Below are 13443 nucleotides of genomic sequence, written 5' to 3'. Positions count from 1 at the left end.
CGCACGTCGTGCCCATTTCCGCAGGTGGTGGCCTCGGCCGACGATTCTGCGCCCCGACACGGGTCTTGCCGCAAGCCCCCCGGTGCGCTATACGTTAGGAGTGGCAAGGAGAGATATCTCCTTGCCTTTGTCTTTGCCGTCCGCTGGAACTGACGAGCTTCTCGCGAAGCGGCGGCGCGCCCCGGTACGCGTCGTAGGCCCAGGCGGGTGCCCCATCGGCCTACACCGCAGCGAGCCTGGCAATGGCCGAGGGCGCTTGGTCCACCCTCCCCCAGCCGCTTCTCCAACAGGTGGTTGAGCAGGAACGGTGCCAAGTGGTTCACCACGAACGACTGCTCGTACCCGTCCTCGGTACGCACCACTCCGCCGAGCCACCCGCGCCGCCCGGGCCGCCCGCAGCGCCGCCACGGTCTGGTCGCCCCGCGCCCGGTTCCTGGTTATCAGCACCACCCGGCAGTTCCGTCGCACCAGCCCGGTGGCCACCGCGAACCCGATGCCGCGGTTGGCTCCGGTCACGACCGCCGTCACTACTTCGTGAGCCGTGATCGCAGGAAGGACGCTGAGCGGCGAGCGTCACCTCGGCGGCGTGACGGATTCCTTCGATGCGGCCGAGGCATTCCGAGTGAACGACGTCACATCTTCCCTCGCAATCCAGATTTGGCGACAGAGTGTCGTAATCTTTGCGACAACCTGTCGCGTAAGGGAGTGTGCAGTGGTGCCGAAGCGAACCCAGAAGCTGATCGTCGTAACCGGAGCCTCCACGGGCATGGGCGCGTCAGCCGCCCGTGAACTGGCTTGCCAGGGATTCCATGTCCTGGCCGGTGTGCGACGCGACCGTGATGCCGACGCCATCCGATCGACCGGCATCGAGCCGGTCATCCTCGACATCACCAAGTCCGAGCAGGCGGACGCACTCGCCGCGCGGGTCGCCGGCGACCCGCGTGCGCTGCACGCGCTCGTCAACAACGCCGGCATCCAAGTGAACGCCCCGGTCGAAGCCCTGCCGATGGAGCAGTGGCGGTGGGTGTTCGAAGTCAACCTGTTCGGCCACATCGCCGTCACTCAGGCGCTCCTACCTGCGCTGCTGCGCAGCAAGGGTCGCGTGATCAACATCAGCTCGGTCGGCGGCAAGATTGCCATGCCCACCTACGGCGCGTACGCCGGCACGAAGTTCGCCCTGGAGGCGGTCAGCGACTCCCTCCGCCGTGAGGTCGCGCCGCTGGGCGTACAGGTGGTCGTGGTCGAGCCCGGCGGCGTCCGCACGGAGATGGCCGCCCGCGGGATCGCGACGGCGAACCATCTGGCCGCCCAGATGACGCCGGAGCAGGACGAGCGCTACGGCAGCCTGGTCCAGGCGATCAACACGCTGATGGACTCAGGCACCGCAGCGGGCCGGACGGCCGACGCCGCCGCCCGGGTCATCGCGAAGGCCGTGACGACCCGCAGACCGCGCACCCGCTACACCATCGGCCTGGATGCCGCCCTGCTCACCCGCCTGCCCCGGATACTCTCCGACCGCATGCTCGACCGCATCAGCGCCGCCAACCTGCGCCGCCACTACCCGAAGGGAGCCGCCGCATGACCACCGGCTAGCCTGCCCCGCGCTGAGCGGGAGGTGAGGCGGGCACGAGGCGAGAGGTAGTTCGGCACGGCCGCCGCCCGGGCGGGAGGCAAACCCGGGGCGGAGGGAAGCCGCAGTGGGGAGAGGATGATCGGATGCCGCGGATCCGGGGAGCCAACGTCGAGGAGCACCACGAGATGGTGTGGGCCGACCTCGCCGAGGCGATGCGGCAGCTGCTGCTAGAGCGCGACTACGACTCCATCAACATGGGCCATATCGCGGCCCGGGCCGGGCTCGCGCGCAACACGCTGTACAACTACGCCCGCGACAAGAGCGCGCTGGTCCGGGCGCTGACCGAGCGGGCGAGCCGTCCCGCGGTCAAGCGTGTGGCCGCGATCGCCGCGCGTTCCGCAGACCCGGCCGCGGAACGGATGCGGGAGATCATCGAGGCGGTCCTGGAGGCATCCACGGACCAGGCCATGAAGTTGATGTTCCGGCCGGGCTCCGCTCCGCTGGTCGCCGAGGTGCCGAAAGGGCCGGACAGCCCGTTCCACGCGATCGTAGTCGAGGTGGAGAACGTCGTCCGGGACGGCATCGCGCGCGGAGAGTTCCGCGACGTCGGCGACGTGCACCTCGCGGTGGAGCTGCTGTCCGGTGTCATGCGCGCGGGCGCCGAACGCATCGGCCGGGAGCCGGCCGCCTTCGCGGCCACGGCCCGCGCGGCGCGGGAGATCATCCTCGAGTCCCTGGCCCGCCGCCCGAGTTAGGTGTTGTCGTGCCCGGCCGCGCGGGTACGCCGGGGCGCTCTCCGTGCGGCCGGGCTGCTTGTCGGGGTCGATGGCTGGGTTCAGGCGGGGATGAGGTCGAACATGATCGGCACGACGCGCTGGCCGGCGGGCGTCGACCAGTCGGCGGCGAGCTCGGCCAGGACCTGGTTGGTGGAGGTGATGTCGGCGCCAGCGCGTGCCATGCGGCGCAGGGCGATGTCGTCGGCATCCTTGGTGATGGAGGCACCAGCGTCGGCGACGACCTGCACGCGGTAGCCCTTCCGCAGGGCGGTGAGGACCGGGTAGACGGTGCACACGTCGTTGGTGACGCCGGCGACGATGAGGTTGCGCTTCCCGGTGGCTTCGACCGCGGCGGAGAACGCCGGGTCGTGCAGCGCGTCGACGGCGCCCTGGCGGCGGATCCGGCCGACGTACTCGGCAGGAGCGATGTCGGCGAACTCTGGCAGCAGCGGCCCCTGGGCCTGTTCCTCGAGTGAGGAGGTCAGCACCAGCGGCATGTCGAGGGCCTTCGCGGCCCGGGCCAGGGCCAGTGCCCGGCTCTTGAGCTGTTCGAACGGGGTCGAGGCGGCCCAGCGCATGGTGCCGGTCTGGTGGTCGATCAGCAGCATCGCGGCGTCGTCGGGGGTGAACAGGCTGGTCATCGGGTCTCCTTCGGTGGGGAAGTCGGCGGGCGGCCCACGTCTTCGGCGGATGTCGGCGCGGTCACAGGGCGGCGAGGACCCGGACGCGGTCGGCCATGACGCGCCGGGCGGCGTCGGATTCGAAGGCGATGCTTTCGAACTCGTGGGGCACGCCGGGGTGCAGGTGGAATTCGACCGGGACGCCGGCCTGGGACAGCCGCAGGGCGTAGCTGAGGTCCTCGTCGCGGAAGATGTCGAGCTGACCGACCTCGATGTAGGCCGGTGGCAGGCCGGCCGGGTCGGCCACCCGAGCCGGAGCGGCGGCGGCGGGCACGTCGGGACCGCCGGCGGCGTCGCCGAGCAGGGCGCCCCAGCCGGTGCGGTTGTCGTCCCAGGACCACAGCACGAACGGGGCCAGGTGCGGGTCGGGGGCGAAGTTGCGGTCGTCGAGCATCGGCATGACCAGGATCTGCTGGGCGATCGGCGGGCCCTGCCGATCCCGCGCGAGGATCGACACCGCGGCGGCCAGGCCGCCGCCGGCGCTGTCCCCGAAGACGGCGATGCGGGCCGGGTCGACGCCGAGTTCGACGGCGTGCTCGTGCAGCCAGACCAGGCCGGCGTAGGCGTCCTCGACCGGGGTCGGGTAGCGGTGTTCCGGGGCGCGGCGGTAGTCGACTGACAGGATCGGGGTGCCGCTGGCCGAGACGTAGCGGGCAATCGAGCCGTCGAACAAATCGATGTGGCCCAGGATCATGCCGCCGCCGTGGTAGTACACCGCCGCTGGGCCCGGCTGGCCGGCACTGTCCTGCTTGGCGTACCAGCGCATCCGGATCTTCTCGCCATCGACGGTGTCCAGGTGGTGTTCGGTGGTGGTGACGTCGGTCGGGGTGGGCTGGGCGGCGTCGGTGTGAGCGATCAGCCCTTCGAGCGCGGCGCGGCGGGCGGCCACGTCACCGACCGGAGGCGGTGTGGTGCCCACCATCGCGGCGGCGATCGGGGCGAGGGCTTCGGCGACCTGCGGGTCGAGGGTGAGGGCCATGGCAGTGCTCCTTTGGTGGGGGTGGGTTGAGGGGTGAGAGTGGACTGGACGTCAGAGGGTGATGACGGTCTTTCCGGTCAGCGTCGCGGCGTCGCTGCGGGCATGGATCGCGGGCAGTTCGTCCAGGCGGACGCGGTCAGCGACGTGGATATGCAGCTTGCCGGCGTCGACCCGGTTGACGAGCGCGGCGAGCTGCTCGGCGTCGGGGCGGACGAACACGCTGCGCGAGCGCACCCCGCGCGGTTCGTCGTCCGGGCCAGGGGTGGTGGTGGTGACCAGCACGCCCCCGGCACGGACCAGGTCCGTGAGGGCACGCATGTCTGCCGGCGGCACCGGGGCGAAATTCAGCACCGCGTGGAACGGTCCGGTGACGTCGCCGATATCGCGGCCGGACACCTCGGCGCCGTAGCCGCGGACCCGCTCGGCGTTACGCGGGCCGGCGGTGGCGACCACGGTGGCACCGGCCTGCGCGCCGAGCTGCACGGCGTAGCCGCCGACCGCGCCACCGGCACCGTGCACCAGGATCCGCTGTCCGGGCTGGACGTCGGCGTGCTCGAACAGCGCCTGCCAGGCGGTCAGCCCGGTGGCCGGCAGCGCTGCGGCATCGGCCAGCGGCACCGCCACCGGCGCGGCGGCCAGGACCTCGACCGGGGCGAGCACGTACTCGGCGGCGGCACCGTCGGCCGTCATCGGCAGGAACCCGACGACCTGGTCGCCGAGCTCGAACCGGGTGACGCCCTCGCCGACTGCCTCAACGGTGCCCGCCACGTCGATGCCCGGGATGTGCGGCAACGCCACCGGAAAGACCTGCTGCAGGTAGCCGGCACGGATGGTGGCGTCGACCGGGTTGAACGACGTGCTCACCACCTTGATCAGCACCTGGCCGGTGCTCGGCTCCGGCCGCTCGATGTCTTCGACGCGCAGGGCGCCGGCGTCGCCGTGCTGGTGGAAACGGACAGCCTTCACGAGACTCACTCCCTCACATTGTTGCTTCGAATTCGAAGCATGAGCTGACTATAGCTCGTTTCGAATTCGAAGCAAGTAGGCTGTGGGTGTGAGCCACGAGACAGCACCCCTGGACGCCGAACAGCTAGGCGCTTACTTCGCCCTGATGGAGGTCAGCAGCCTGCTCCAGCACGCCGTCGACGCGCATCTACGTGCCAACGGCGACCTCAGCTACGTGCAGTTCCAGATCCTCGCCCGCCTGACCGACGCCCCCGAAGGCAGACTTCGGATGACCGACCTCGCCGACGGCGTCGTCTACAGCCGCAGCGGCCTGACCTACCAGGCCGGGCTACTGGAAAAACGCGGCCTCATCACCCGATCACCCGCGCCCGACGACGAACGCAGCATCGTCGTGGCCGTCACAGACGTCGGCCGAGCCCTCGTAGCACAGGTCCTGCCCGGCCACATCGATGTCGTCCGGCGACTGCTGTTCGACTCACTTGAACGAGCCGACCTCTCCGCTCTCAGCGGCATCCTCGGCCGCGTCCGCAGTCACATGCGCACCGCGCCACCACGCTCCGCAAAACCTCGAGCCAACCGCACCCGGGCCAGCTGACCACTCGAACCGGCGATCGACCCCGCCCGACGTCACGAAGTCCGCCGCCTACCTCACCTTCGGCCGATGCGGTGCCCCGAGCCCGAAACGCGATCAGCCCAGCTCAGAGAGCCGGGCTGGCCTGGAGCTGCGGCAGGGGAAAGCTGCTCCTGGGTCAGGATGCGAAGGTGAGCGGCCAGGTACTGGACGGTGCCAACCGACGACGCCCCTCTCTGCCGGGAGGCGACAGGAAACACCTCTGGCCTGGACCAGGCGGCGGACGCCTGGTCCGGGCAGCGGTTCGTGCCGCTGCGGACCCAGTGCGGACTGGCGGCCCCGGTCCGGATCTTGACGGCGTTCGTCCAGGGTCGCCAGCAGCACGGCTGAGCAGGGCATTTGCGTGGTGGGGCGGAGGTACCACCACGCGAACCACACCGCCGCGATCGCCGGTGCCCCGCTGCCACTGAGCTTCCCCAGCACATGGGTGCCGGGCGGTGCGCGATGACCCCGACCCGACCGGTCGAACCGCCGACGCGGTTCGCCGACGCCGATGAGACCAACCTGTTCAAGCTCCTTCTCGGAGTTCACGACCATGCCATCGCTCGAACAGCGGCGCTGGTCGCGATGGCGCCCTGCGACCAGGGAAGCGCCAGATCTTCTTGCGGATCGCACAGTGACGCGGGTGCCAGCACGCGGAATCGCGTCGGTCGCCACGCCTGGACCGGGTCGGCCCCACGCTGGCTTGCCCACCCCGAACGGCCTGGTATCGCAGCGACCCTCTGCCTGATGCCGGTTCTGGTCCGGGCTGGGAGGCAGCCCTGGCAACGCGAGCAACTGGCGATGTAGAACATTTAGTTCTACACTCTTGTCCATGGAACGCATCGGTGTCCGGGAGCTGAACCAGAACACGAGCCAGGTGTTGGCGCGGGTGAGCGGCGGCGAGACCGTCGAGATCACTGATCGCGGGCATCCGATCGCCCGACTTGTTCCGGTAGGTGACGACAGGTCGATGCTGGCCAAGCTGGTAGCTGCGGGGCGGGCCGTCGCCCCGACTGGCGGCGGTCCTGTTCCGCTACCGCCGAAGCTCGGTGACGAGGATGTGGACGTGGCCGCCACCGTCACCGGAATGCGAGACGAGGAGCGCTGGTGATCTACCTCGATTCCGCCGCCGTCGTCAAGCTGGTTCGGCAGGAGGCATGCAGTGCCGACCTTGTCTCCTGGCTCAACACCCACGACGATGTGCCGCTGGTCTCCTCCGCTCTCGTCGAGGTGGAAGTGCCCAGAGCGTTGCGCCGATCAGCTCCGCAAGCCTTGATCGGAGTGCCGGCGGCCGTCGGACGGCTTTTCCGACTGGAGATCGACAGTACGATCCGCGCGACTGCAGCCGCGTTCGCTGAGCCGACGCTACGCAGCCTCGACGCCATCCACCTCGCCACCGCCCAGGTTCTGACCAACGAGTCCGGATCGGCACTCATCGCCTTCGTCACCTACGACCGGCGGCTGCTCGAATCCGCCAAGGCCGCAGGATTACCCGTAGCGAGTCCCGGCCAGAACTGACCCGCGACTCCCGAAGACGGGCACCGGAAGGTGACCTGGCCAAGGCAGGCTGAGTTGATCGCGTGAGCGAGCCGGCGTGCCGCGCAACACCCAACTCCGGAGGCGGCACCCCAGCCACAGCTAGGCGCAAGGCCGGGAAACGGCTCGGACTGCTCAAGGTCGTCCGGTGGCAGGGAATCAGCGGTTGCCGAGGAGAGTCCGTGCGACGTCGGCCGGGTCGCTCAGGCGTGGCAGCGGGAACAGGTCACCGCTGTCCGGCTCGGTGGGTGATGGAGCCGCGCGGCGTCGTTGCGGGATCTCGATCGCTGGGCTGCCGTCGAGGCGGAGGCCGGCCGGGGCGTGGCCGGCGGCGCGCAGTGCGGCCAGGGTTTCGGCCTGCGGTTTTGCGCTGGCGAGCACGGTCGGGGCGAGCCGGATCAGGTGCAGGGCCTGCAGCGAGCAGGTGTTGAGGATCTCGGTGAGCAGGGTTTCGTCGTTGATCAGGTAGGTGAGTGTCTGCGGCACGCGGCCGCCTTCGGCCACCTCGGTGATCCGGGCCAGCAGATCCGCCGGGGTACTTCCGGCGTCGAGTGCGCCGCGGATGCTGGCCGGCGAGAAACGCCAGGTCCAGGCGCCGCTGCGGGACTCTGGCGTGGCCGCGCTGTCCAGCAGAGCCAGCAGGTTGGCCGACGGGGTGCCGGTCACCACCGCGGTGAGGTCGTTCTGCAACAGGACCGTGCCGCGGGATCGGGGCAGCATGGCCTGAGCGTGCCGATGGGTCACGTCGGCGTCACCGGTCAGCAGGCTACGGCAGAGCCTGGTCGCTGTTCCGTGAGCGAGCAGACCGAGCCGGTGGGCTTCCCGCCAGATGCCGGTGACGTACCGTTGCAGCGAACTCGTCATAGGCCACCGAGGGGGCCAGACCGGTGTCCGAGGCCTCGGTGAGGCCGCCCGCGGCGAGCAGTTCGATGGTCAGGCGGGTACGATCCTCGTCCTGGCCGGACGACTTGGCGATCCGACGCAGCTCGCGTACGCCGAGACCGCCCGTCTTTAGCAGGGGCACCAGGCCGCCGCTCATGGTTCCGACGATCGCGGTGATCGCGGCGAGGGTCTCCGAGGCGGCGGCTGCGGCCTCCCGTTCGGCGTCCTTTGGCTCGACCGGGGTGGTAGGCACGATCGGCGGCTGCGGGTCGAACGCAGCGACGTAGCCCTCCCGCAGCGCGAGGGCGACCTCGCGGGGCATCCCGTCGACGCCCCATGCGGAGCCGACGACGAGACCACGCTCGGCGGCCCACGGCAGCGCCACCCCGGCCGGGCCGAACATGATCCCCCGCACATCGAAGGGCTGCGCCGGCCGCAAGGCGAGCGCGGCGAGCCGGGCGGGAACGTCGGCGGGGGCCTGCGCCACGAGCCGGCGCACGTTCTCCGGCCGCGCCAGCCAGCCGACCAGCGCAACGATCAACTCGTCCTTGCCGCGGCCCGTCACGGGGACGCCGTACACCTTCGCCAGCCTGCGCAGCTCGTTCATGTTCCAGGCGACGAGCAGCTCGGCGGCACCCGGTCCGAGGTTCAGCGGGTGCGGCCACACCGCGCTCAGATGTGCCGCCGCGAAGCCGTCGGCGTACGGCCAGATCAGGGCGAGCTCGGTGAGCCGGCGCAGCGCCGCGGCCAGGTCCGCGTCGCCCTCCGGTACGCCCAACAGCGTCGCCAGCCGCGCGGTGGTGCACCCGGCCCAGCGCCGCGGCGGCCTCCCCCACCTGCAGCTGCGGCAGCGTAAGCAGCGCACAGGCAGCCGCTATCGACGACGGGTGAAGCAGCCGAGCTGGTCGGCGGTCTTCGGCGCAGGCTCGAGGGTCGCATCACGACGATTCGCGACCAGACTGGTGAGCTGCTCCTCGGTCAGGGCGCGAAGGTGAGCGGCGAGGGACTGCACGATGCCAACCTACGACGCCCCTCTCTGGCGGGAGGCGACAGGTACGCCATGGGCGAGGATCGTGCCGCACGTTATGGATCATTAGCGCGATCCGGCCTGTGGTGCGTGCGGCTGTCCCCCTTGACCCCGTCCGTTTGGGTATCCGTTTCGGTGGGCCGGAGGTACCACCATGCGAACCACACCGCCACGATCGCCGGTGACCCGCTGCCACTGAGTTTTCCCAGCTCACGGACTTTGGGTGGCGGCCGGTGACCCCGGCCCGGCGGTCCGCGCCGCCGATGCGGTTCGTCGATGCTGAAGTAATCAACCCGTTCAAGCTCCTGGTCGATCTTCATGACCATGCCGTCGCTCGGACGGCGGCACGGGGTCGAAATGACGCCTTGGCGGAGCTGGCGTTGTCCGCTGTGGTGGTGTCTTGGTGGACTCGCTGGCAGCCCACGATGATCCACGCTGCTCTGCGGGCTGGGGCGGGCTTGGCGGACATCGCCGAGGCGACCGGCCTGGAGGTCGGCGAGGTGGTCCGACGGTGGCGGCGGTGGACCGATGTCCAGACGCGGCTGGACATCGGTGGACGTCCGGCGCTGGACCCCACCGAGGTCCGGGCCATCGCGCAGCGGCTCGATTCGGGGGTCGATCGATGACGCCGACCCGGATCGCCCGGGACGTGAGCACGGTGGCAGTGGCCGGGATCGCTGCCTGGTCGTCCTGGAGCCACATGGTCGCTGTGGCGTTGAGGTTCGGCGAGCGTCCCGAAGTCGCCTACGTACTGCCGCTGTCGGTCGACGGGATGCTCGTTGTCGCCTCGGCGGCGATGATGGAGGACCAACGCGCCGGCCGGAAGGTGCGCTGGTCTGCCCGGATCGCGTTCGCAGCGGGGGTGGCTGCCAGCGTGGCGGCGAACATCGCTGCCGCCGAACCGAGCCTTGGGGCGCGAATTGTCGCTGCCTGGCCGGCGGTCGCGCTGCTGCTGGTCGTGGCGATGCTGACCAGATCGCAACCGACGGCGCACAACAACCACCGCACGTCCGAAACCGCTCGCCCGCAGCAGGAGTCGCAGGTCTCCGACACCGTGCCTCTGTCAGTGGGGTCGCATCCATCGGACCTCTCGGTGTCCGAGGCGGTGGGGGAAGCACAGCCGACCGCGGTCGCCGAGGGTCCGGCGAAGAGCCCAGTATCGGCACGTGCGCGGCGGTCGACCACACGGCCGATCCGGACGGCTGGGCGCGTGGAGCGCACGGCGGATGTCGTGGCTCGGCTGCGTGCCGAGCGCCCGCAGGCCAGCCTGGCGGAGTTGGCCTTGGCCGCCGGCGTGTCCGAACGTCATGTCCGGCGCCTTGTTACCAACAAGGCCGGGAAGGCGGAACAACGAGCAGCTCGTTCTTGACGGGTGGATGGCCCGGCGAGCCGGTCCCGTCGATGTCGGCTTTGCTCGTCTTTCGAGGTTTTTGGCCGTCAGCCTTTCGGGTGAATCTGACAAGATCGCGAATATGGGTCGTTCGCAGAATCTGACAGGAGCCGGTTTGGGGGTGAGAGACATTCTCGCTGCTCGTGCGACCGCAGCAGCACACCCGGATGGCGACGCTCAGCTCGGCCGGGCGCGAGTCGTCACAACCGCCGCGGCGAGCAGTTCGTCGTCCGGGTGGTGATGCGCGGCGGCGTCGAGCACGGCTTTGGCTTCGGCGGGCCGGTCTGCGAGCGCCTCAGCGAGGGTCACGGCTGCGGTTACGAACTCGCGCGTCACGGCTTCCTGGTGCTGCGCGAGCCACAGGTATCCGGTGTGGTCGGCGAGGGGGCCCCGGTAGACGGTGATTGCGCGGCGCAGGGCGGCGGCGCGGGCAGCCGGGTCGGTGGCGCGTTGCGCCGCGGTGATGGCGTCCCGCATGGTCCACAGGTCAACGTCGAAGGCTTCGCGGTTGAGGGTGTAGCGGTGTCGCCGCAGCTGCAGGTAGGTGTTCTCACCACCGATTCGGGTGCAGATTTGTCGCAGGTTGTAGGTGTAGGTGTGCAGTCGCTGCGCGGCCAGCCGGTGCGGCGGCTCAGGCATGAGATCCTCGAGGATCTCGTGTTGGTACGCCGCCCCTCCCCGCACGATGAGGTAGACGAGAAACTCGACTGCCTGCGGTCTGACATGCTGCCCGTCGGGTACGCCGAGGATCGCCGGTGAGCCGAGAACACGGACCCGCACCCGCTCGGCTCCGACATCGGCCTGCTCGCCGCAGCAGTGGCGGGCGGCGTGGGCGTCCGGTCGGTCAGCGCCGTCACCGACCGCGGGGATAATCGCGGGAGAGTCTTCGGATCGGGAGTCGTTCATGGCTGGGTGCCAGGGACCGTCCTCGACCTCGCGTCAGAAGGCTCGTTGCTCACTGTCGACACGGTACAGCTCGCGTCGGGGTCATCGCGGCCCCGGCAAACCCGTACGCCGCTCGCGGTCCGGCAGTTTCCCCGACGCTGGCGACGAGGAATCTCAATCCCCGCCTGGTTTCCTGCCGTTGCTCGTCTGGCGATCACCGCTCGCGACGCTGGTCGGTCCGCTGTCAAGCCCTAGCCCATGTGCCTCGTTACGTCGGTATCGTCACCACCTCGACGTCGATGTTGTCGCCACGCAGACGCCGGACGGCTCGATAGAGGGCGACCTGCGAGAACGTAAAGAGGGTGTCGGCGGTGAGCGTCTTGCCGCGCGCGGGCGCGATGGCGTAGATGACCTTGCGCGGCTTGAACCCTGCATCGATGTGGTGCGTCGGCTGCTGGGCGTGCACCATGGCAACCAGCCGTTCGCGAGCGTCGGGCTCGTGGAGCAGCGCATCGACGGACACCTCGCCCTGGATGAACAGATGGCTCAGCGGAGCTGACCGGCCGCCGCGCTTGACATGGATCAGCTCGTCGCCGGGACCGAGCAGGTCGCAGGCTTCGATACCAGGGCCGCGGTTGTGTTGCCGGGTCTTGAGGCCGTGCTTGTCGAGCAGGACGTATCCGGTCCCGGGCCGCGCAACGGACCGGTTGTAAGCGTCCTCGTCGGCGAGGTCGCTGGTCCACGGCGGCAGCACGACCGTGGTCGGTTGGGACAAGATCTGTTCGATCTCGGCCCGGAGAAGGGCGAGGTGTTGCTCACCGATCTCGTACCAGCGACCTTCGTGGTAGATCATGCGTGCCGCTCCGAGGGGGATCTCGGCGGTGATCCATTTATGCGCCGACACCGGCGGGGCGAGCGGCTCGCGGCCGTGCGGGTCGGCGCACAGGCCGATGGCACCAAGCTTCAGTGCCTCCAGGCGGCGCCCCGGCGGCCGGCTGCGGGCGCCTTCCAGGATCGCGTCGAGGTCGAGGTCCGAGCGGTGTTCCCGGCGGTACGGTACCTTGATCATGTACGACGACGCGAACGGCTCGTGCTCGACCTGGGCGATCGGCACGGCGATGCCGAGGTCAGCAGGTTCATCGAGACCAAGGATCTCGTCGAGACGTTCGTCCAACTCGGCGGTGCGTTCGCCGACGCGCAGCGGGCGAATCTGGGCGATGAAGTCCAGTTCGGGCGAGGGTGCCTCGCCCGCGCAGACTCGGCTGATCTCGCGCAAGTCGTCGAGCAGCCCGCCGGGATCGGTGCTGATTGCGATCTGCAGGGAGTCGGCTGCGGCGATGGACACCGGACGGGTGCTGCCGCGGGTGACGGTCAGTCGTTCGTTGGTGAGGGTTCCGCAGAGCTGACCTACGATCTCACCCCATCCCTCGATGCCGTACCGGCGGATGTGCTGCCCGCCGGGGACGAGATTGCGGTCGACCCGCCCCGTGGAGGCCAGCACCCGGCGGGTAACCCGTCGGACCCGCTCTGGCTCGATCGCCCGGATCGCGAACGCGATACCGAAGGCCGGGTCGATACGGTCAGTGTTGATCATGAACCGGCCAAGGACGCCATAAGTCAAGGCGTACACCTGGTTCGCAACGGCGATGAGCAGAGCGCAGCCGGCGCTGCTGTAACTGACGGTCACGGTGTCGCCCGTGAGGCCGGTGACGATCGGGCACCAGTCCGCCGAGGCCTGGGGTACCTGCCCGTGTACCAGCAGGGCGGGCGCCCCGGCGACCTCGGTTGTGGTCGTCGAGAACTGGTGCTGGCGCAGGTATCGGTGGTTCAGGCCACTGTGCAAGCCACGAACATCGGGGGTTACGTCGTTGAGCCGGTACAGAGTGGTGCGGTACGTGGACGGCGGCCGGGACGCTCTACCGCCGTACCGCCGGCGCTGCGCGTTACCTGTCCGCGGGTCGGTTCGGTTGCCGTCAGTTTGCTCGCGCACTCGATCTCTTGCGATCTCGTTCATGGACTGATCACCCTCTCGCATAGAGGGTGACGGTCAGCCGAAAGCCGTCGACAGCAGCGGACAGCATGGCGATGGACACGGAGTTCTCCTGGAGGAACGACAGGCCCGAGTAGCCAGATGCG

General features: G+C 69.6%; 17 protein-coding genes. 8 read left to right on the top strand and 9 right to left on the bottom strand.

Features of this window, described 5'->3' with window-relative positions:
* Positions 1 to 87: 87 nt before the first annotated feature.
* Positions 88 to 516 carry an SDR family NAD(P)-dependent oxidoreductase gene (locus HCJ94_RS31460; RefSeq protein WP_168001257.1) on the bottom strand — a complete coding sequence of 143 codons (429 nt, stop codon included), beginning with the start codon at positions 514 to 516 and terminating at the stop codon, positions 88 to 90.
* 196 nt (positions 517 to 712) lie between these two features.
* Between HCJ94_RS31460 and HCJ94_RS12960 the strand changes: the two genes are divergently transcribed.
* A complete protein-coding gene (locus tag HCJ94_RS12960) occupies positions 713 to 1582 on the top strand; it encodes an SDR family NAD(P)-dependent oxidoreductase (RefSeq protein ID WP_309227246.1) in 870 nt (289 codons plus the stop codon).
* 134 nt (positions 1583 to 1716) lie between these two features.
* Positions 1717 to 2328, top strand: coding sequence for a TetR/AcrR family transcriptional regulator (locus HCJ94_RS12955; RefSeq protein ID WP_168001256.1), 612 nt, complete (start codon positions 1717 to 1719; stop codon positions 2326 to 2328).
* An 80-nt stretch (positions 2329 to 2408) separates the two neighbouring features.
* On the opposite strand, the gene HCJ94_RS12950 is transcribed toward HCJ94_RS12955, so the two are convergent.
* From HCJ94_RS12950 to HCJ94_RS12940, 3 genes are all read right to left on the bottom strand, one after another.
* Entirely contained in the window at positions 2409 to 2990 is a 582-nt protein-coding gene (locus HCJ94_RS12950; RefSeq protein WP_168001255.1) for an isochorismatase family protein, read from the bottom strand.
* 61 nt (positions 2991 to 3051) lie between these two features.
* Entirely contained in the window at positions 3052 to 4008 is a 957-nt protein-coding gene (locus HCJ94_RS12945) for an alpha/beta hydrolase (protein WP_168001254.1), read from the bottom strand.
* A gap of 51 nt (positions 4009 to 4059) precedes the next feature.
* Positions 4060 to 4974, bottom strand: coding sequence for an NADP-dependent oxidoreductase (locus tag HCJ94_RS12940; RefSeq protein ID WP_168001253.1), 915 nt, complete (start codon positions 4972 to 4974; stop codon positions 4060 to 4062).
* Positions 4975 to 5062: 88 nt separating this feature from the next.
* On the opposite strand from HCJ94_RS12940, the gene HCJ94_RS12935 reads away from it, so the two are divergent.
* The 4 genes from HCJ94_RS12935 (at position 5063) to HCJ94_RS12920 (ending at position 7105) form a co-directional block, all read left to right on the top strand.
* A complete protein-coding gene (locus HCJ94_RS12935) occupies positions 5063 to 5569 on the top strand; it encodes a MarR family winged helix-turn-helix transcriptional regulator (RefSeq protein ID WP_309227245.1) in 507 nt (168 codons plus the stop codon).
* Positions 5570 to 5758: 189 nt separating this feature from the next.
* On the top strand, positions 5759 to 5935 hold the full coding sequence (locus HCJ94_RS12930) for a hypothetical protein (RefSeq protein ID WP_168001237.1): 177 nt from the start codon (positions 5759 to 5761) through the stop codon (positions 5933 to 5935).
* A 484-nt stretch (positions 5936 to 6419) separates the two neighbouring features.
* Positions 6420 to 6698: a type II toxin-antitoxin system Phd/YefM family antitoxin gene (locus HCJ94_RS12925; RefSeq protein ID WP_168001252.1), complete on the top strand. Its 279-nt coding sequence runs from the start codon at positions 6420 to 6422 to the stop codon at positions 6696 to 6698.
* On the top strand, positions 6695 to 7105 hold the full coding sequence (locus tag HCJ94_RS12920) for a type II toxin-antitoxin system VapC family toxin (protein WP_168001251.1): 411 nt from the start codon (positions 6695 to 6697) through the stop codon (positions 7103 to 7105). The genes HCJ94_RS12925 and HCJ94_RS12920 overlap by 4 nt, the downstream gene beginning before the upstream one ends.
* A gap of 177 nt (positions 7106 to 7282) precedes the next feature.
* Here the strand turns inward: HCJ94_RS12920 and HCJ94_RS12915 are convergent, their stop codons facing one another.
* The 3 genes from HCJ94_RS12915 to HCJ94_RS12905 all read right to left on the bottom strand — a co-directional run bounded on the left by HCJ94_RS12915 (position 7283) and on the right by HCJ94_RS12905 (position 9017).
* Positions 7283 to 7843: a helicase-associated domain-containing protein gene (locus tag HCJ94_RS12915; protein ID WP_168001250.1), complete on the bottom strand. Its 561-nt coding sequence runs from the start codon at positions 7841 to 7843 to the stop codon at positions 7283 to 7285.
* 46 nt (positions 7844 to 7889) lie between these two features.
* Positions 7890 to 8783, bottom strand: coding sequence for a hypothetical protein (locus HCJ94_RS12910; protein ID WP_168001249.1), 894 nt, complete (start codon positions 8781 to 8783; stop codon positions 7890 to 7892).
* A gap of 96 nt (positions 8784 to 8879) precedes the next feature.
* Positions 8880 to 9017, bottom strand: a complete 138-nt coding sequence (locus tag HCJ94_RS12905) for a hypothetical protein (RefSeq protein ID WP_168001248.1) — start codon at positions 9015 to 9017, stop codon at positions 8880 to 8882.
* A 278-nt stretch (positions 9018 to 9295) separates the two neighbouring features.
* On the opposite strand from HCJ94_RS12905, the gene HCJ94_RS12900 reads away from it, so the two are divergent.
* Both HCJ94_RS12900 and HCJ94_RS12895 read left to right on the top strand, forming a co-directional pair.
* Positions 9296 to 9658 carry a hypothetical protein gene (locus tag HCJ94_RS12900; protein ID WP_168001247.1) on the top strand — a complete coding sequence of 121 codons (363 nt, stop codon included), beginning with the start codon at positions 9296 to 9298 and terminating at the stop codon, positions 9656 to 9658.
* Positions 9655 to 10401 carry a DUF2637 domain-containing protein gene (locus HCJ94_RS12895; protein ID WP_168001246.1) on the top strand — a complete coding sequence of 249 codons (747 nt, stop codon included), beginning with the start codon at positions 9655 to 9657 and terminating at the stop codon, positions 10399 to 10401. The genes HCJ94_RS12900 and HCJ94_RS12895 overlap by 4 nt, the downstream gene beginning before the upstream one ends.
* Positions 10402 to 10599: 198 nt before the next feature.
* Here HCJ94_RS12895 and HCJ94_RS30120 read toward each other — a convergent pair whose 3' ends face one another.
* Both HCJ94_RS30120 and HCJ94_RS12885 read right to left on the bottom strand, forming a co-directional pair.
* A complete protein-coding gene (locus HCJ94_RS30120; RefSeq protein WP_240944186.1) occupies positions 10600 to 11328 on the bottom strand; it encodes an AfsR/SARP family transcriptional regulator in 729 nt (242 codons plus the stop codon).
* Between the two features lie 247 nt (positions 11329 to 11575).
* Positions 11576 to 13321, bottom strand: a complete 1746-nt coding sequence (locus HCJ94_RS12885; RefSeq protein WP_168001245.1) for a DUF6119 family protein — start codon at positions 13319 to 13321, stop codon at positions 11576 to 11578.
* Positions 13322 to 13443: the final 122 nt, after the last annotated feature.

Source organism: Micromonospora thermarum (assembly GCF_012034245.1).
In the GTDB taxonomy this organism is placed as follows: domain Bacteria; phylum Actinomycetota; class Actinomycetes; order Mycobacteriales; family Micromonosporaceae; genus Micromonospora; species Micromonospora thermarum.
The sequence above is the reverse complement of the archived record's forward strand: the minus strand, read 5'-3'. Positions and strand labels throughout refer to the sequence as shown.